An 18609-nucleotide genomic window follows, 5' to 3' on the forward strand; every position below is an offset into this window, starting at 1 on the left:
GACAACGGGCAGGGCCCCGGCGATGGGGGCACCTTCCAGCCGAAGGCTGGGGGTGATTCGCCGGGGCCCTGCCGTACCTCTCCTCGCTCAGACGCCGTACTCCTCCAGCGGCGGGCAGGAGCAGACCAGGTTGCGGTCACCGTAGGCGCCGTCGATCCGGCTGACCGGCGGCCAGTACTTGTCCGCCGGGTTCACGCCCGCCGGGAAGACCGCCTCCTGCCGCGAGTAGCCGTGCGCCCAGTCGCCGGCCAGCGCGCCAGCGGTGTGCGGGGCGTTGCGCAGCGGGTTGTCCTCGGCCGGCCACGCGCCCGAGCCGACCTTCTCGATCTCGGCGCGGATCTCGATCATCGCGTCGCAGAACCGGTCGATCTCGTACAGGTCCTCGGACTCGGTCGGCTCGATCATCAGGGTGCCGGCCACCGGGAAGGACATCGTCGGCGCGTGGAACCCGTAGTCGATCAGGCGCTTGGCGATGTCGTCCACCGTCACGCCGGTCTCCTTGGTGAGCGGGCGCAGGTCGATGATGCACTCGTGCGCGACCAGGCCGCCGGGGCCGGTGTAGAGCACCGGGAAGTGCGGGGCCAGACGCTTGGCGATGTAGTTGGCGCTCAGCACGGCCACCTGGGTGGCGTGCTTGAGGCCCTCGCCGCCCATCAGCCGCACGTACGCCCAGGAGATCGGCAGGATGGCCGCCGAGCCCCACGGCGCGGCCGAGATCGGGCCGACGCCGGTGGCCGGGCCGGCCTCCGCCTGCAGCGGGTGGTTCGGCAGGTACGGCGCGAGGTGCGCGCGCACCGCCACCGGGCCGACGCCCGGGCCGCCGCCGCCGTGCGGGATGCAGAAGGTCTTGTGCAGGTTCAGGTGCGAGACGTCCGCGCCGAACTTGCCCGGCTTGGCCAGGCCGACCAGGGCGTTCAGGTTGGCGCCGTCCACGTACACCTGGCCGCCGGCCTCGTGCACGGCCGCACAGATGTCGGTGATCTCGGTCTCGTACACGCCGTGGGTGGACGGGTAGGTGACCATCAGCACCGACAGCTGGTCGCGGTGCTGCGCGATCTTGGCCTTGAGGTCGGCCACGTCCACGTCGCCGTCGACCAGGGTCTTGACCACGACCACGCGCATGCCGGCCATCACGGCGGAGGCCGCGTTGGTGCCGTGCGCGGAGGACGGGATCAGGCAGACGTCGCGCTGGGTGTCGCCGTTGGCGTGGTGGTAGGCGCGGACCGCCAGCAGACCGGCCAGCTCGCCCTGCGAGCCGGCGTTCGGCTGGATCGAGACGGCGTCGTAGCCGGTCACCTCGACCAGCTGCTGCTCCAGCTGGCGGATCAGGGTGAGGTAGCCCTGGGCCTGCTCGATCGGCGCGAACGGGTGCAGCTGGCCGAACTCCGGCCAGGTCACCGGCTCCATCTCGGTGGTCGCGTTGAGCTTCATGGTGCAGGAGCCCAGCGGGATCATGCCGCGGTCCAGCGCGTAGTCGCGGTCCGACAGGCGGCGCAGGTAGCGCAGCATGGCGGTCTCGGAGCGGTGGCTGTGGAAGACCGGGTGGGTCAGGTACTCGTCCTCGCGCAGCAGCGCGGCCGGCAGCGCCTCGGCGCTCTCGGCGGTCTCGACGCCCTCGACGCCGAACGCGGCCCAGACGCCCGCCAGGTGCTCGCGGGTGGTGGTCTCGTCGGTGGAGACCGAGATCCGGTCCTCGCCGTCCTGGTACACGTTGATGCCGTGCTCGCGGGCGGCCTCGGCGATCGCGGCGGCGCGACCGGGGACGACCGCGGTGACGGTGTCGAAGAACTCGCCGTGCAGCAGCTCGACGCCGCCGGCGCGCAGGCCCTCGGCGAGGGCGGCGGCGTAGCGGTGGGTGCGGCGGGCGATGTCGGCCAGGCCGTCCGGGCCGTGGTAGACGGCGTACATCGAGGCCATCACGGCGAGCAGCACCTGGGCGGTGCAGATGTTGCTGGTCGCCTTCTCACGGCGGATGTGCTGCTCGCGGGTCTGCAGCGCCAGCCGGTAGGCGCGGTTGCCGTCGGCGTCGACGGAGACGCCGACCAGGCGGCCGGGCAGCGAGCGGGCGTACTCGGCGCGCACCGACAGGTAGCCGGCGTGCGGGCCGCCGAAGCCCATCGGCACACCGAAGCGCTGCGAGGTGCCGCAGGCGATGTCGGCGCCGAGCGAGCCCGGGGACTTCAGCAGGGTCAGCGCCAGCAGGTCGGCGGCGACGGCGACGATCGCGCCGAGGCCGTGGGCCTGCTCGATCACCGCGGTGAGGTCGCGGACCACACCGGTGGCGCCCGGGTACTGGAGCAGCACGCCGAAGACACCGCGCTCGGCGATCTCGGCCGGGATGCCGGCCGAGAGGTCGGCGACGACGACCTCGACACCGGTCGGCTCGGCGCGGGTCTGGATCACCGCGACGGTCTGCGGCAGGGTCTCGACGTCGACCAGGAAGACGCCGCCCTTGACCTTGGTGACGCGGCGGGCCAGGGCCATCGCCTCGGCGGCCGCCGTGCCCTCGTCCAGCAGTGAGGAGCCGGAGGTGGGCAGGCCGGTCAGGTCGGAGACCAGGGTCTGGAAGTTGAGCAGCGCCTCCAGGCGGCCCTGCGAGATCTCCGGCTGGTACGGCGTGTACGCGGTGTACCAGGCCGGGTTCTCCATGACGTTGCGCAGGATCACCGGCGGGGTGAAGGTGCCGTAGTAGCCCAGGCCGATCATCGGCTGGAGGACGGTGTTGCGACCGGCGAGCTCGCGCAGCTCGGCGAGGACCTGGGCCTCGCTGCGGCCGGCGGGCAGGTCCAGGCCGGTGATGGAGCGGATCGCCTCGGGTACGGCGGTGGCGGCGAGCTCGTCCAGCGAGGCGTAGCCGACCTGGGCCAGCATCTTCTCCTGCGCGGCGGCGTCGGGGCCGATGTGGCGGTTCTCGAAGGGGCTGGCCTGCTCGAGCTCGGTGAGGGTCGCGGGGGTGGTGGGGCGTCCCGCGTTCGGCTGGGCGTTCATGGTGGTCGAGGCCTCCTGGTCACGGACCGGCGGGGGTACGCACGCCGGACGGCACGGCCGCTGCGGACGACAGCGGACAGACCTGGGCGGACGGACCCGACAGGCCTCCCCCTCTGTCATCGGGACCTGAGAGCTTCACCCGCGCGGAGCGCTGTGGCGCCCCGCCGGCTTGCACCGTCGGTGAGGGTGGTGCCCGCCGGCTCCCTCGCCGGCAGTCCTGCCCTGCTTTCCAGAGTGACCTATCCCACACGGTACGGATGCCTGAGAGATTCCGGGGAGGAGTTGCTCCTTCGGCGCCCCGACCAGCGGTTTCCGCTCTCGGGGACTCTCCCGAGCGGGCTCGGCGGTCGCGCCCAGGGTACCAGCGGGAAGGCCTTCGATCACGGGTGCGTCCGGTCACGGGGGCGACCGGCCCGTGACCCGTACGGCGCAGCCCCGGGCCCGTCCGGCCCCGCCCCGGTCGCGCGTGTCCGCTTCATGGCTTTTGGTGTGAAGTGGCGGATGGGACGGGCGGGCCGGCCGCCGGCCTGCGGGCGTTCCGCAGGCGCAGCGCACTGGAGGAAAGAGTGCAGACCGATATCGACCCCCGAGACCTCATCGGCCACAAGGCGGTCGACCGCAACGGAGACAAGATCGGCACGGTCGACGAGGTGTACCTCGACGACGCCACCGGACAGCCCGAGTGGGCTGCCGTCCGGACCGGCATCTTCGGCCGGGACGCCTTCGTCCCGCTGACCACGAGCGAGTTCTCCGGCGACGAACTGCGGGTGCCGTACGACAAGTCACTGGTGAAGGAGTCACCGGACTTCGGCGTGGGACAGCACCTGTCACCCGCCCAGGAACTCCAGCTCTACCGCTACTACGGGCTGGACACCCGGCTCGACGGTCAGCCGTCGGCCGGTGACGGCTCCGGCTCCGAACCGGCCGACCTGGACTTCGGCGCCGTACCGGCCGCCGCCCCGGCGGCAGCGGCGGGCACCGCGGCGGCCGTCGCCGCACCGAAGCCCGCGGACCAGCCGGCCGCCGCGGCCCCGGTCAAGCCGCTGGCCTTCCACACGGCCGACAACACACCCCCGTCCCCCGCCGTCGCCCCGGCCGCCGATCTCGGCAAGCCGTCCGAACCCGCCACGGAGGCCAACGTGCGGACCCTCAGCCCCACCGCACCCGTCGCCCCCGCCGCCCCCTCGGCGCCCACCGCGCCGGAGCAGCGCCCGTCGGCCGCTCCGCTCGTCGCCGGTCACGACGGCGCCGCCGTCGCGTCGGCGCCCGAGGCCTCGACGCCCGGCACCACGGGCCCGGCCTCGTCGGCCCCCAGCGGGCCGGTGGAGATCACCTGCCGCGAGGAGCGGCTGGACATCACCACCGAGTGGCACGTGCTGGGCACCGCGAAGCTGCGCAAGTACGTGACCAGCGAGGCGGTGGAGCGCCGGGTGCCGGTGGTCCGCGAGCGGGTCCGGGTGGAGCGGATGCCGGTCGGCGAGGCGGAGCGGGCCTCGCTGAGCGACAAGGACATCGCCGAGGCGGTGGAGGAGGTCACGCTGCGCGAGGAGCGTCCGGTCGTCCGCAAGTACCTGGCCCCGATCGAGCGGGTCCGCCTGGTGGTGGAGCGCTACACCGCCGAGGAGGTGATCCGGGACGAACTGCGGCGCGAGCACGTCGAGGTCCACGACAACACCGCGGCCGCCTCGACCCCGACCCCCTCGTCCGCGCACACCCCGGCCCCCTCCCGCCCGGGCGGGAGCCCCTCCCGCCCGGGCGCCGACGAGCACTCGGGCACCGGCGGACATACCGGCGCCGGTGGGCATTCGGGTGCCGGCGAACCGTCCCGACCCGCCCCGCTGAGGCCGCTCGCCTGACGGCGGAACACAGGGACCCCGGACCTCCACGGTCCGGGGTCCTTCGACTTTGCCAAAGCTTCACCAATCGATATTTGACACACTGAAGTATTTCCCTGCATGGTTGCTTCAGTTCATTCACTATGTACGGGAGGAAGCAACCGTGAGTGAGGCACCACAGCCCACCACCGCGGCCGAGAAGCAGAGCAGCGCCCGGGTCCTGCCGGCCCTCATCCTGGCGATGCTGTCGTTCAGCGTGGTGCAGACCGCGGTCGTTCCGATCCTGCCTTCGCTGGCCAAGGAGCTCAGCGTCTCGGGCTCCAGCATCACCTGGCTGATGACGGCCAACCTGCTGTCGGCCGCCGTGCTCACCCCCCTGCTGGGCCGCTTCGGCGACCTGCGCGGCCGTAAGCCGATGCTGCTGATCTCGCTGGCCGGTCTCGTCGCGGGCTCGGCGCTCGCCGTCAGCACCCACTCCTTCACCTGGCTGGTCGTCGCCCGCGTCCTCCAGGGCGCCGGCGGTGGTGTGCTGCCGCTGGCCATCAGCATCGTCCGCGACGAGCTGCCGAAGCAGAAGGTCACCGGCGGCGTCGCCGCCATCAGCGCCTCGATGGGTGTCGGCAGCGGCCTCGGCCTGGTCGCCACCGGCCTGCTGCTGGAGCACTGGAGCTACAAGTCGATCTTCTGGATGGGCCTCGTCTTCGGCCTGCTCGCGGTCGCACTGGTCGCCGTCCGGGTGCCCAGCGACCCGGTGACCGACAAGGAGGGCGGCGCCGACCCGCTCGGCGCGATCACGCTGGCCGGCTGGCTCTCCGCCCTGCTGGTCGCGGTCAGCCAGGGCAACACCTGGGGCTGGACCTCGACCAAGACGCTCGGCCTGTTCGCCGTCGCCGCCGTGGTCGCCCTGATCTGGGGCGTCATCGAGGTCAAGGTCAAGCACCCGCTGGTCGACATGAAGATGATGTCCCGCCCGGCCGTCGCCTTCACCAACCTCGCCGGCCTGCTGATCGGCTTCGGCATGTACGGCTCGTTCATGGTGATCAGCAACTTCGCCCAGACCCCGGAGAAGTTCGCCCACTACGGGTTCACCGCGACCGTGCTGCACGCCGGCGTCATGCTGCTGCCGTCCGCGCTCGGCTCGATGGTCGCCGCCCCGGTCGGCGCCCTGCTGATCGCCCGCCGCGGCCCGCGCCTGCCGCTGGTCCTCGGTGGCGTCCTCGGCGCCGTCGCGATGGCCTACCTGGCCGTGCGCCACAGCCACGAGGCCGACATCTACACCGCCTCGGCGATCTTCGGTCTCGGCATCGGCCTCGCCTTCTCCGCGATGCCGGCCTACATCAACGGCGCCGTCCCGGTCGAGCAGAGCGGCATCGCCAACGGCATGAACGCCGTGCTGCGCACCGTCGGTGGCGCGATCGGCACCGCCGTGATGGCCGCGATCCTGACCGGCGACACCATGAAGCTGCCGATCCCGATCGCGCTGCCCACCCTGGACGCCTACAAGCACGCGTTCTGGGTCGCCGCCGCGGTCTGCGCCGTCGCCGGCGCCGTCCCGTTCCTGATCCGCAGCATCAAGCCCGCCGTCACCGTCACCGACGGCAACGAGGCCGCGGACCTCGGCTCCAGCCCCGAGCTGGCCAAGACCGACGCCTGACGAGGCGTCCGCCCCCGCGCCCAGGGACAGGGCGCGGGGGACCGGTCCCCGAACGGTCGACGAGGGCATCGCGACCGCCAGAGGCCCGGCACTGCACGCGGCCCCACCCGGCCCCCCTGCCGGGTGGGGCCGCTTCGTGCGTTCAGCCCGCCGCCGAAGCGCCGTCCGCGGGCCCGTCCCCGTCCGCGGCCCCGTCCCCGCGCAGCGGCAGCGGACGGGCCGGCTCCAGCGCCGGGTCCTCCACCGCGAAGGTCCGTACCCGGCCCGGCCCGCTCCACGGCGTCTCGAACCGCACCGTCACCCGGCCGACGCCGCTGCCCTGCACCCAGCCCGGTCCGAACTCGGCGTGCCGCACGTCCTGCCCGGGCATCCAGTGCCGCACCGCGGGCGCACCGGTCCCCGGACCCTCGTCCTCCTCGGCCTCGCCCTCGGTCGCCTCCGGCTCCCCCGCCTCCTCCCGGACGGCCTGCGCGAAGAGGTCCTCCTGGGTGTAGTCGGCCAGTTGCGAGACCCCGACACCCAGCAGCCGCACACCTCCGGTGATGTCCACCTGGGAGGCCAGCCTGCGGGCCGTCTCGACGATCACCGCCTCCTCGTCCGTCGGACCGCGCAAGGTCTCCGAGCGGGTCAGCGTGGAGAAGTCGAACCGCCGTACCTTCAGCACCACCGTGCGCCCCGACCGCCCGGCGGCACGCAGCCGCCGCACGCACCGCGCGGCCAGGACGTCCACCTCGCGCAGCACCCGGTCCCGGTCCGCGAGGTCCACCTCGAAGGTGTCCTCCACCGACACCGACTTGGCGTCCTGGTCGGCCACCACCGGCCGGTCGTCCTGCCCCGTCGACATCTGGTGGACGCCGGCGCCGTGCGCCTTCCCCAGCAGCTGCACCAGCTCGGACTCCCCCGCCTCGGCGAGATCGGCCACCGTGTTCAGCCCGGCCCGGCGCAGCACCTGCTCGGTGGCCGGTCCGACGCCCGGCAGCGCCCGCACCGGCATCGGCCCCAGCACCGCCCGCTCCTGACCCGGCTCGACCAGCACCAGCCCGTCCGGCTTGGCCTGCTCCGAGGCGATCTTGGCCATCAGCTTGGACCCGGCCGCCCCGACCGAGGCGGTCAACCCGGTGCGCCGGTGGATGTCCGCCCGGAGGTCCTCCGCGAGGGCCAGCACCAGCCGTTCCCCCGTCCCGTGGTCCGCCTGCGCCAGCGCCGGGCCGTACGGGCCCGCCTCCAGGTCGACGAAGGCCTCGTCCAGGCTGAGCGGCTGCACCAGCGGCGACAGCTCGCGCAGCAGGCCCATCACCAGCTCGCTCACCGCCCGGTAGGCCTCGAAGCGCCCGGTCAGGAAGGCCGCGTTCGGGCAGAGCCGACGCGCCTGCGCCATCGGCATCGCCGAGTGCACCCCGAACTTCCGCGCCTCGTACGAGGCGGTGGAGACCACCCCGCGCCCGCCCAGACCGCCGACGATCACCGGCTTCCCGCGCAGGCTGGGCTTGGCCGCCTGCTCCACCGCCGCGAAGAAAGCGTCCATGTCGAGGTGGATGATGCTCGGCAGTGACCGCACCCGCCGATCATGCCGCACGGGTCCGACAGTGTGGCCGAACCCCGCCGCCGCCTCAGCCCGCGGCCGCACCCGCGTCGGCGAGCGCCTTCGGGATGCCGTCCTCCCGGGGCCCGAGGAAGAACGGGTCCGGCCGCAGCCAGGCGTTCAGCACCGCCTTGCCCGCGCCCGGGATCTCCCGCAGCCCGCCGTACAGCCAGGTCGCGTCGCGCAGTTCCGGCACGCCGACCGCGTACGCGTCGATGCCGGCCGCCTCGCAGAGCGCCAGCGCCCGCCGGACGTGGAAGTCCTGGCTGACCAGCACCGCCCGGTCCACCCCGAACACCCGGTGCGCCCGGGTGCAGGAGTCCCAGGTGTCGAAGCCCGCGTAGTCGCCCACCACGCGCACCGCTGGCACCCCGTGCTCGATCAGGTACTGGCGCATCGCGTCGGTCTCGTCGTAACTGTCCCGCCCGTTGTCGCCGGTGACCAGGACCGCCTGGACCTTCTGCGCCCGGTACAGGTCGGCCGCCGCGTCCAGCCGGTGCGCCAGGTACGGCGACGGCTTGCCCTCGAAGAGCCCGGCACCGAACACCACGGCCACCGGCGCCTTCGGCGCACTCTCCACGGTGCCGACCCGGTCCCCCGCCGAGATCCACAGCCATGCGCTCGGCGCCAGCGCCAGCGAACAGGCCACGGTGACGAGTTGGAAGATCCTGCGCTGGGTGCGCCGGCGCCGCAACCGGACGACGAGACCCAGCGCCCGCCGCCGCAACAGGCCGGGTATTCCGGAGCCGAACCGCACGTGCCCTCCCTTGATCGATCCACCAGGCACGACGAGGCCGCGGGCCCGGACGGTTCCCCGTCCGGGCCCGCGGCCTCGTCAGTCCGTGACTCAGACCGCCCGGTTGCGGCGCTGCGCCAGCTCGTCCCCCGGGTCGTGCCCGATCACGGTCTCACCGGTGTCGGTCCGCTCCGCGTGCAGCCGCCCGAGGGCCAGCTCCAGCTCCTGCCAGACCGCGCCGACGGCGATGCCGAAGACCCCCTGACCGCCCTTCAGCAGATCGACCACCTGCTGCGGCGTGGTGCACTCGTACACGGTCGCGCCGTCGCTCATCAGCGTCAGCCCGGTCAGGTCGCCGCCCTCGGCGGACTGCAGATGGGCGACCGCCACCCGGATGTTCTGCAAGGACACTCCCGCGTCCAGCAGCCGCTTGACGATCTTCAGCAGGAGGATGTCGCGGAAGCTGTACAGCCGCTGGCTGCTCGCCTGGTAGACCGAGCGGACGCTGGGCTCCAGCAGCCCCGTCCGCGCCCAGTAGTCCAGCTGGCGGTAGGTGATCCCGGCCGCCGCACAGGCCGTCGGGCCCCGGTAGCCGATCAGCTCGGAGGTGGGCGCGAGCCGCTCGATGGCCGGCTGGCCCGGCTGGACGGCCGGGAACCGGCCCACCCGGGGGAGCTCCGTCCGGGGCAGTTCAGCCACGCTGCGGGCGGCGCGGGGCATGTGCACGGTGCACAGGCCTCCCACGGCCGCTTCATCGCCGGTGCCGGTCATGCCTACCTCCGTCCACTCGTCCTGCGGGCAACCCAGACTGCGGGCGACAGGCACCCGGGCAGCCACTCCTGACGGTAGGCAGTCCCCTATGACCCGTCAACGATCGCCACGCCGGGCAGGACAAACCGCGTCACTCAGGAGAGTGGTTTTTCGTGCCCCTAGTGTGGGTAAGTGGACGCTATTTGGCAAAACGGACGAACGAATTCGGCAAGATGGCGGCCACCGGCCCCACCCGCCGTCCGTACCGGGCCAGCGCTACTGCGGCGTACCGCCGCCGAAGTCCTCCGGCGAGACCTGGTCGAGGAACTCGCGGAACTTCTCGACCTCGTCCTCCTGCTCGTCCGGGATCGCGATGCCCGCCTCGGCGAGCACCTCCTCGCTCCCGTAGATCGGCGTACCGGTCCGCAGCGCCAGTGCTATCGCGTCGGACGGCCGGGCGCTCACCTCGACCCCGCCCGCGAAGACCAGCTCGGCGTAGAAGACGCCCTCGCGCAGGTCGGTGATCCGCACCTCGGTGAGCTGCTGGCCGAGCGCCTCCAGGACGTCCTTGAAGAGGTCGTGCGTCAGCGGACGCACCGGCGTCATGCCCTGCTGGGCGAAGGCGATCGCGGTCGCCTCGCCGGGGCCGATCCAGATCGGCAGGTACCGATCGCCCCCGACCTCCCGAAGCAGCACGATCGGCTGGTTGGAAGGCATCTCCACCCGGACACCCACGACGTCGAGCTCATTCACACACGCAACCCTATGGCCCTCGCCCCGGATATGAAAGCGCAGAGCCGACGGTGCTGGTCAGCGGGGTCGGCGCGTCACGAGCGGGGCCGCAGACCGGCCTGCACCATGGCGGCGTGCAGCCGGACGGAGAGCGTGGCCAGCTCCCGAGCCGTGGCCTCGGCGTGCGCCCGGGTCTGCGGGTTGCGGTGCCGGCGCAGGGGCGCCACCACCTGCTCCACCAGTGCGATCTCGCGGTCGGCGGCGGCCTTCATGGCCCGTAGGTGGCGCGGCTCCAGCCCGTACCGGCCGAGCTCCGCGACCAGACGGGCCACCTGGAGCGCCTCGCCGTCGTAGCCGCCGTCGGACCCGGCCGCGACCAGCCCGTACGACTCCCACTCGACCAGCTCGCCCTCGCCCGCCTCTGCGGCGGCCAGCAGCTCGGCCCGGCCCAGCCGGACCCCCGTCGAGGCCTCGGCGGCCGCCACCAGCTCGCGGTCCGCCTCCTCCAGCGGCCCGGGGCGCGCGTCGGCGGCGGGCAGCGCGGGTGGGGTCTCGCCGCGCTCGATCGCGTCCAGGTGCTCGCGGATCACCCGCAGCGGAAGATAGTGGTCACGCTGCATCCGCAGCACGTAGGCCAGCCGCTCGACGTCGGCCGGGCTGAACTTGCGATACCCCGACGGCGTGCGCTGGGGCTCGACCAAGCCCTCCGCCTCCAGGAACCTGATCTTCGAGATGGTGACCTCGGGGAAGTCGTCCCGCAGGAAGGTCAGCACCGCGCCGATGCTCAGCAGCTCGTCGCCGCCACGCCGTCGGCCGCCCCCGGCGGGCCGGTCCGGACGGACCGGCTGCCTGGGGGCCGCGACCACTCCCCGCGCGCCCTGGTCCGACAGCGGACCGGGCGACGCGGGGGTGACCGCCCCGAGAGATGAAGGAGTGTTCGCGCTCACTCGGGCTCCTGCCGACGTTGGTTTCAGTACCCCCGGTGGTGGCTGGCGAAGAACACCAGCCGGTACTTCCCGATCTGCACCTCGTCGCCGTTGTTCAGCGGCACCTCGTCGATCCGCTCACGGTTGACGTACGTCCCGTTCAGGCTGCCGACGTCGGCGACGGTGAAGCCGCCACCGGGCGTCCGGCGGAACTCCACGTGCTTGCGCGAGACGGTGACGTCGTCCAGGAAGATGTCGCCCTGCGGGTGACGCCCGGCCGTGGTCCTGTCCGAGTCCAGCAGGAACCGGCTGCCCGAGTTCGGGCCGCGCTGGACGATCAGCAGGGCCGAGCCCGGCGGCAGCGCGTCGATCGCCGACAGCACCTCGGCCGACAGGGCCGGCGTACCGGTGCCGGTGGTGGTGTTGGGGTCGTAGGACTCCAGGCCGGAGATCGAGATGGTCGACGTGGTCTCCGCCGCCCCCTCGGGCAGCGCGCCACCGCGCAGCGCCGTACCGCAGTTGGAACAGAAGCGGGCCGCGGCCGGGTTCTGGTTGCCGCACCTGGGGCACGGAGTGGGGCCAGCCATGTTCACAGCCTCCTGGCGCGGCACACCCGACGGGTTGTGCCCGGCGTACGGGTCCGGGGCAAACCCTCCACCAGAGGTTGAGGGTCCTGACGGGAAACCTATGCGCGGGGCGCCGGAGGGGTCAACCGACGCGCCGTAGCCCGCCGGATTGCCCGCGTACTGTGCGCCGGCACCGTCCCGGAACATCGGGCGCTCGGCGTACTCGACGCCCTCGGGGGCGGGACGCATGCCCGGCACGGCGGGCTCTTCGTCGGCCCGGCGGTGACGCGCGGTGGGTGCCTCCACGGCAGCCGCGTCACGGCCCTTGTTACGACCGAACAACTTCGAGAAGAAACTCACGGGCGAATCCCCTTGCGTGTGACAGACCCGCCCGCGGGGCAGGGTGGGAACCTCGGACAGGCTGCGGGCCCGGTCGCGGATCGGGCCTGCTGGAGTGGTACTCCGACGTGTGGTGTTCCGGCTTGTGCTGGTGCGGACCAGTCTCGCCCACCTGACGGCGGCACCCCGCACCGGGGGGCACCCGCAGATGACGGACCGTTCGGCAGGTGCCTCGTCACTTCGGAGCCGGCTTGGCGTACTGCGGCGTCTTCAGGTCGACGAGGGCGTCGACGAGCACCTTCTGCTGCGGGGAGATGGTCGCGCGGGCCTGATGACTCTCAAGAGTACGGACCACGCCTCCCGGAATGTTCAGCGCGGGTGTGAGGTCCTGCGGGTTCCCCACCACGGTGAAGCGATAGGGCTGCGAGACCTTCTTCCCGTCGATCTGCACACCGCCGCCGGACGCGTCCGTGAAGTAGGTGTCGACCACCACGCGCACATCGTTGATCTGAATCGCCTCCGCCCCCGCCGCTCGGAGTTCCTGCAGGGTGTCCAGCAGCATATCCGCCTTCACCTGCCCTTGGGGATCATCGACCGTCAGTACGATGCCCGGACCAGTGGCTTTGACGGTCCCGGCGAGCACGCCGAGCTCCGTCACCTTCTTCCTGGTCTGCTCCTGGGCTTCCTTGGCCTGGTTGGAGCTGTTCTCCAACTTGGCCAGGGACTGCTCCAACTCCGCCTTCTCCTGTTGGAGACGCTGCTGGCGGCCGTCCAGTTCGTCGAGGATCCGGACGAGGTCCTCCTGGCGCGCACCGCGCAGCTGGCTGTGGTGGTCGTTGGTGGAGCGGACCTGGATCGCCAGGGCCAGGCCGAGCGAGAACAGCAGCACCGCGACCACCAGTTGCCCGCGCGAGAGCCGCGGTGGCCAGAGGGCCGCCTTGAGCCGCTGCCGGCCCGCACCGCGATCGTCGACCGCCGGCTCGGGCGTGGCTACCGCCTCGGGCTCTGCCGGCACCTCCGGCGCGGGTGCCGCCTCGGCCACAGCGGCGGGCTCGGGTGCGGACGTCGGCTCGGCCGCCGGCTCGGAGGTGCGCGGCGGCACGGGGGTCGGCCTCGGCTCCACGGCCGCAGCCTCCACCTCGTCGTCCCCGGCGTCCACGGCCTCCACGGTGGGCTCGGCCGGTCGTACGGCCGTCTCCTCAGGCTCCGGATCGACCGCCTCCTCGCCGACTTCCACCGACTCCACCGACTCCGCCGGCTCTGCCGACTCCCTCGACTCGGCCGGTCGTACGGGCGCCGGCGCGACCGGCTTCACCGGCACGGCCGACTTCACCTGTTCGGCGGGCTCTCGCGGCGCGTTCTCCGCCGCCGCGGCCGCCCCCCGCTCCCCGTTCCCGTCCTCGCGCACGCCTTCTCCTGCCCGTCCGTCCGCCTTCTCGTCCGCCGGCTCCCGGCCGGGCTCAGGCGCGGAAGACATGGCGCCTGATCGCAGCGGCGTTGGAGAAGATGCGGATGCCGAGGACGACGACCACACCGGTGGACAGCTGGGAGCCGACACCGAGCTGGTCCCCGAGGAAGACGATCAGCGCCGCCACCACCACGTTGGACAGGAACGAGACGATGAACACCTTGTCGTTGAAGATGCCGTCGAGCATCGCCCGGACACCGCCGAACACCGCGTCCAGGGCCGCCACCACCGCGATGGGCAGATACGGCACGACGGCGTCGGGCACCTCGGGCTGGACGAAGAGCCCGACGACCACCCCGATCACGAGACCCAGTACGGCAATCACGGTCTAGCTGCTCCTGTCCCTGCGGGGGGCGACCCGGTCGCGGGCGCCGTGGGCGAGTGGGCTGTCGTGGTCTTGGCGGAGCCGCTCGGCGTGCGCTTCCCCGCGGGCGAGGTGCTCGGCGTGGCCGACCGCGACGCTCCGGGGGACGGACTCGGCGAGCCCGTGGTGGACGCCGTGGGGCTCGGGGGGTTCGGGGCGGGGGCCGACGGGCTCGCCGTCGACGAGGGCTCCGGCGTGGCCGGCTGGGCGGTCCGCAGCGTGATGCCGACGGCGGCGGGCAGTGTCAGCTTCTTCTGCGCGGAGATCGTCGACTTGATGCCGTACTTCTCCTGCAGCAGTCGGAGGTACTGACCCGCCATGTTGCTCTCGAAGGTGGCGACCAGCTTCGACCCGTCCCCCAACGCCTGCACGCTGTACGGGGGTACCAGCGGCCGGTTGTCGACCAGCACCGCCTCGCCCGCGGCACGGATCGCGGAGAGCGCGGTGAGCCGCTGCCCGTTGATCGAGACCGCCTCGGCCCCGGACTCCCAGAGCCCGTTCACCACCAGCTGCAGATCGCGGTCGCGCAACCGGCCGCTGTTGGAGAAGCCCTGACCGGCGCGCGGGTCGACGTTCCCGCCGGCGCCGGTGCCGGAGGCGTCCTCCAGGACCAGCTTGACCCCCGGCCCGCTGACCTCGGCCAGGCCCACCGCTCCGGCCAGCGCGGCCGGGTCGCCGTCGCCCGGCGACAGCGCCTGCTGCTGGGTCGTGTCGACCTTCCGCCGCAGCTCCTGGACCTGCTGCTGGAGTCGGTCCGCCGAGCCGTTGCTGTCGTTGATCCGGTGGATCAGCGCGTCGCGCTCCTTGGCGAGCGTGGGCTCGGCCTTGTGCGCGTTCACCGCGCCCACCGTCACCACCGCCCCGACCAGGGCCAGCCCGAGGCCCAGCGTGAGCAGGCCCCGGGCCGTGCCGGGTATCCGACTGTCGCGGTCACCGCCCCGCGCCGCGGCCGCCTCCGCGTAGCCCTCGTCCAGACTGTGGTCCATCACGCCGGTCAGCAGGGACATCGAGGCGTCCGGACGGTTGTACCGTCCGTTACTGGCACTCGGCGTCGGCGTCGCTGGCATGCGGACCATCGTCCCATGTCGGCGGAGGGGTCGGCGCACACCCCCTGACCTGCGGAGTCACCAAAGGCGACGGATCGTGACCAAGCATGCGAAACCGGGCAGCGGAGCATGCGGCGAGTACCGCACGCTCCGCTGCCCGGTCCGCGTCACCGCGCCACCGCGGCCCAGTGGTCACCGCCCGGCGCCGTCGACCACCGCCGCCCACTCGTCCAGCAGCGCCTCGGTCGCCTCGTCGTCCGGACCCTCCGCCCAGAGGTGGGTGACCGCCTCGGCGGGGTCGGGCAGGACCAGCGTCCAGCGGCCGTCCGCCTCGACGACCCGGACGCCGTCCGTGGTGTCGAGCTGCCGGTTGCCGGCCGCCTCCACCACCGAGCGCATGACCATGCCCTTCGCCGCCCACGGTGTCGCGATGTCGCGCCGGCGGATGTGCGCCTGCGGGATCCGCGCGTCGATCTGGCTCAGCGTGAGCTGGGTCCGGGCCACCAGTCCGACCAGGCGGACGAACGCCGCCGCACCGTCCAGCACCCCGCTGAACTCGGGCACGACGAAACCGCCGCGCCCGTCGCCGCCGAACACGGTGCCCTCGGCCGCGGCCGCCTTGGCCAGGTCGTCCGGCGTGGTCGTGGTCCAGACGACCTGCGTGCCGTGGTACGCGGCGACCTGCTCGGCGATCCTGGTGGTCGTCACGGGCAGCGCCACCTGACCGCTCCGGCGCTCGGCCGCGACCAGGTCGAGCAGCACCAGCAGTGCGCGGTCGTCGTCGATCACCCGGCCCAGCTCGTCCACGAAGGCCACCCGCTCGCCGACCGGGTCGAACCGGACGCCGAAGGCCGCCCGGGAGGAGGCGACCAACTCGCCGAGCCTGGCCAGCCCCGCTCGCCGCTCCTCGGCGTCCTCGGTCGGCCGCGCCTCGTCCAGCCCGCTGGAGACGGTGAGCGCCTCCACGCCGAGCCGGCCCAGGATGCTCGGCAGAACGAGCCCGGCACTGCCGTGCGCCGTGTCCACCACGACCTTCAGCCCCGCCTCGCGGACACCCGTGGTGTCCACCGCCCGCAGCAGGTTGCCGGCGTAGGAGTCGAAGACGCTGGACGGGAAGGTCAGGTCGCCGATCTCACCCGGGAACGCGCGCCGGTACTCCTGCCGGGCGTACACCCGGTCGAGCTTGCGCTGCCCGGCCTGGGAGAGGTCGGCTCCGCGTTCGTCGAAGAAGAGGATGTCGAGCGAGTCCGGCACACCGGGGGTGGTCCGCAGGAAGATCCCGCCCGCGCTCCCGCGGGCCGTGTGCTGCCGCGCCACCGGCATCGGCACGTTCTCCAGGTCGCGGACGTCGATCGCGCTGGTCTGCAGCCCCGAGATCATCGCCCGTTTGAGCGCACGCGCACCACGCGAGTGGTCACGCGCGATGGTGACGGTGGCCCCCTTCTTCAGCGTCGTCGCGTACGCCCCCGCCAGCCGGACGGCCAGCTCCGGGGTGATCTCGACGTTGAGGATGCCCGACACGCCGCGCAGCCCGAAGAGGTGCTCCTGACCGCGGGACTCCCAGATCACCGAGGTGTTGACGACCGCGCCGGCTTCGATGGTCTTGAACGGGTAGACCCGGACGTTGGCGCCGATGATCGACTCCTCGCCGACCAGGCACTCGTCGCCGATCACCGCCCCGTCCTCGATCCGCGCGGCCCGCATCACATCGGTGTTCTTGCCGACCACGCAACCCCGCAGATTGCTCTGCGGCCCGATGTAGACGTTGTCGTGGATGACCGCCTTGTGCAGGAAGGCCCCGCGTTTGACGACCACGTTGCTGCCGAGCACGGTGTGCTCGCGGATCTCCACGCCGGCCTCGACCTTGGCGTAGTCCCCGATGTACAGCGGGCCGCGGAGGATCGCCTCCGGGTCCACCTCGGCCCCTTCGGCCACCCAGACACCGGGCGAGATCTCGAACCCGTCGAGTTCGACGTCGACCTTGCCCTCCAGGACGTCCGCCTGGGCCTTGCCGTAGCTCTCGTGGGTGCCCACGTCCTCCCAGTAGCCCTCGGCCACGTAGCCGTAGACCCGCTTGCCCTCCTTCAGCAGCTGCGGGAACACGTCGCTCGACCAGTCGACGGACTCACCCGCCGCCACGTAGTCGAAGACCTCGGGCTCCATGACGTAGATGCCGGTGTTGACCGTGTCGGAGAAGACCTGGCCCCAGGTCGGCTTCTCCAGGAAGCGCTCGACCCGGCCCTCGTCATCGGTGATCGTGATGCCGAACTCCAGCGGATTCGGCACACGGGTGAGACAGACGGTGACCAGAGCGTTCTTGCTGCGGTGGAACTCGATCAATTCCGAGAGATTGAAGTCGGTCAGCGCGTCACCGGAGATCACCAGAAAGGAGTCGTCCTTCAGCGCGTCCTCGGCGTTCTTGACACTCCCCGCAGTGCCCAGCGGCGTCTCCTCGTTCGCGTAGGTCAGATGCATACCCAGCTCTTCGCCGTCACCGAAGTAGTTCTTGACCAGTGAGGCGAGGAACTGGACGGTCACGACGGTGTCGGAGAGGCCGTGCCGCTTCAGCAGCCGAAGCACGTGCTCCATGATCGGCCTATTGGCGACCGGAAGCAGCGGCTTCGGCATGCTGGAGGTCATCGGGCGGAGTCGGGTGCCTTCGCCCCCTGCCATTACAACGGCTTTCATTACGGGTGCGTCCTCCTTCGCGGTGGTGGACCCTGCAGGTCCATCAAACCGTTCCAGAGGTTCTCTACCCGGAAGATATCGTCCGACGCACCGTGGTGGCGTGGGACTTCTCTCAGATCACGTCTCAGACTGCGGACGCGGAGGAGGCCGAGCCCGCCCGGATGATCTGGCGCGCCTGGACCGCGTAGAGAATGCCGGCCCACCAGTACAGCGTGGTCCCCCACCAGATGAAGGCCCAGCTGACGACCTCGGCCGGCCGCGCGATCCAGGTGTCCCCGGTGCCGAGCAGCAGAAGCGGAAACGCGTACATCAGATTGAATGTCGCGGCCTTCCCCAGGAAACTCACCTGCAACGGGCCGTAGCCGTGCCGGTTCAGAATCGGAAGGAGCCCCGCGATAAAGAGCTCACGCGCGATCAGGATCGCCGTGAGCCACCACGGCAGGATCTCACGCCAGGTCAGACCCAGCAGGGTGGAGAGCACATAGAGGCGGTCCGCCAGCGGGTCGAGCAGCTGGCCGACCCGGCTGATCTGCCCCCACCTGCGAGCGAGCTTTCCGTCGAGATAGTCGCTGATGCCACTCAGCATCAGAATCAGCAGCGCCCAGCCGTCGTTGTTCGGCCCGTCGAACACCGGCCAGAGGATCAGCCAGAGGAAGAGCGGAACGCCGACCAGCCGGCCCATGCTCAGCAGGTTGGGGATGGTGAGGACGCGATCGGTCTGGACCCGCGTCTCCTGGACCTCCACCCGGGGGCCTCCTGTACCGTGTGACGACTTTTGCATGTTGACCCTACAACAGAAAAGCCCCCGTCCGGTTCCCCGGCGGGGGCTTCTCTAGAAGAATTGTTCGGCGGCGTCCTACTCTCCCACAGGGTCCCCCCTGCAGTACCATCGGCGCTGTGAGGCTTAGCTTCCGGGTTCGGAATGTAACCGGGCG

At 71.9% G+C, this 18609-nt stretch carries 14 protein-coding genes, 1 rRNA gene and 1 riboswitch; of the genes, 2 read left to right on the forward strand and 13 right to left on the reverse strand.

The annotated features are described in order from the left end of the window. Positions 1 to 87: 87 nt before the first annotated feature. Complete coding sequence (gene gcvP, locus ACFVYI_RS11610) at positions 88 to 2988, reverse strand: aminomethyl-transferring glycine dehydrogenase (RefSeq protein ID WP_387883662.1); 2901 nt, start codon at positions 2986 to 2988, stop codon at positions 88 to 90. A gap of 239 nt (positions 2989 to 3227) precedes the next feature. Beyond that, a riboswitch (glycine riboswitch) is annotated at positions 3228 to 3331 on the reverse strand. 223 nt (positions 3332 to 3554) lie between these two features. Here gcvP and ACFVYI_RS11615 point away from each other — a divergent pair. Together ACFVYI_RS11615 and ACFVYI_RS11620 are read left to right on the forward strand one after the other, a co-directional pair. Beyond that, positions 3555 to 4844, forward strand: coding sequence for a PRC and DUF2382 domain-containing protein (locus ACFVYI_RS11615; protein WP_387883664.1), 1290 nt, complete (start codon positions 3555 to 3557; stop codon positions 4842 to 4844). A 142-nt stretch (positions 4845 to 4986) separates the two neighbouring features. Then, on the forward strand, positions 4987 to 6477 hold the full coding sequence (locus ACFVYI_RS11620; RefSeq protein WP_387883667.1) for an MFS transporter: 1491 nt from the start codon (positions 4987 to 4989) through the stop codon (positions 6475 to 6477). A gap of 142 nt (positions 6478 to 6619) precedes the next feature. Here the strand turns inward: ACFVYI_RS11620 and ACFVYI_RS11625 are convergent, their stop codons facing one another. The 12 genes from ACFVYI_RS11625 to rrf all read right to left on the reverse strand — a co-directional run. Then, positions 6620 to 8035 (reverse strand): DNA polymerase IV, encoded by a 1416-nt coding sequence (locus ACFVYI_RS11625; protein WP_387883669.1) that lies wholly within the window; start codon positions 8033 to 8035, stop codon positions 6620 to 6622. A gap of 52 nt (positions 8036 to 8087) precedes the next feature. Further along, positions 8088 to 8816 (reverse strand): vancomycin high temperature exclusion protein, encoded by a 729-nt coding sequence (locus ACFVYI_RS11630; RefSeq protein WP_387883671.1) that lies wholly within the window; start codon positions 8814 to 8816, stop codon positions 8088 to 8090. 90 nt (positions 8817 to 8906) lie between these two features. Next, positions 8907 to 9566 carry a MerR family transcriptional regulator gene (locus ACFVYI_RS11635; protein WP_387883674.1) on the reverse strand — a complete coding sequence of 220 codons (660 nt, stop codon included), beginning with the start codon at positions 9564 to 9566 and terminating at the stop codon, positions 8907 to 8909. 255 nt (positions 9567 to 9821) lie between these two features. After that, complete coding sequence (locus ACFVYI_RS11640; protein ID WP_360185161.1) at positions 9822 to 10298, reverse strand: bifunctional nuclease family protein; 477 nt, start codon at positions 10296 to 10298, stop codon at positions 9822 to 9824. A 74-nt stretch (positions 10299 to 10372) separates the two neighbouring features. Next, positions 10373 to 11143, reverse strand: a complete 771-nt coding sequence (locus ACFVYI_RS11645; RefSeq protein ID WP_387883693.1) for a MerR family transcriptional regulator — start codon at positions 11141 to 11143, stop codon at positions 10373 to 10375. 104 nt (positions 11144 to 11247) lie between these two features. Next, positions 11248 to 12129 carry an FHA domain-containing protein gene (locus ACFVYI_RS11650; protein WP_387883678.1) on the reverse strand — a complete coding sequence of 294 codons (882 nt, stop codon included), beginning with the start codon at positions 12127 to 12129 and terminating at the stop codon, positions 11248 to 11250. 214 nt (positions 12130 to 12343) lie between these two features. Further along, positions 12344 to 13276 (reverse strand): DUF881 domain-containing protein, encoded by a 933-nt coding sequence (locus tag ACFVYI_RS11655; protein WP_387883696.1) that lies wholly within the window; start codon positions 13274 to 13276, stop codon positions 12344 to 12346. Positions 13277 to 13568: 292 nt separating this feature from the next. Next, positions 13569 to 13901: a small basic family protein gene (locus tag ACFVYI_RS11660; protein WP_030062488.1), complete on the reverse strand. Its 333-nt coding sequence runs from the start codon at positions 13899 to 13901 to the stop codon at positions 13569 to 13571. After that, a complete protein-coding gene (locus ACFVYI_RS11665; RefSeq protein ID WP_387883682.1) occupies positions 13898 to 15007 on the reverse strand; it encodes a DUF881 domain-containing protein in 1110 nt (369 codons plus the stop codon). Before ACFVYI_RS11665 ends, ACFVYI_RS11660 begins: the two co-directional genes overlap by 4 nt. 171 nt (positions 15008 to 15178) lie before the next feature. After that, positions 15179 to 17674 (reverse strand): sugar phosphate nucleotidyltransferase, encoded by a 2496-nt coding sequence (locus ACFVYI_RS11670; RefSeq protein ID WP_387883684.1) that lies wholly within the window; start codon positions 17672 to 17674, stop codon positions 15179 to 15181. Between the two features lie 124 nt (positions 17675 to 17798). Next, positions 17799 to 18419: a CDP-alcohol phosphatidyltransferase family protein gene (locus ACFVYI_RS11675; RefSeq protein WP_360638766.1), complete on the reverse strand. Its 621-nt coding sequence runs from the start codon at positions 18417 to 18419 to the stop codon at positions 17799 to 17801. Between the two features lie 98 nt (positions 18420 to 18517). After that, a 5S ribosomal RNA gene (gene rrf / locus ACFVYI_RS11680) occupies positions 18518 to 18609 on the reverse strand; the annotation flags it as partial.

Source organism: Kitasatospora sp. NPDC058218 (assembly GCF_042882445.1).
Taxonomy (GTDB): Bacteria; Actinomycetota; Actinomycetes; order Streptomycetales; family Streptomycetaceae; genus Kitasatospora.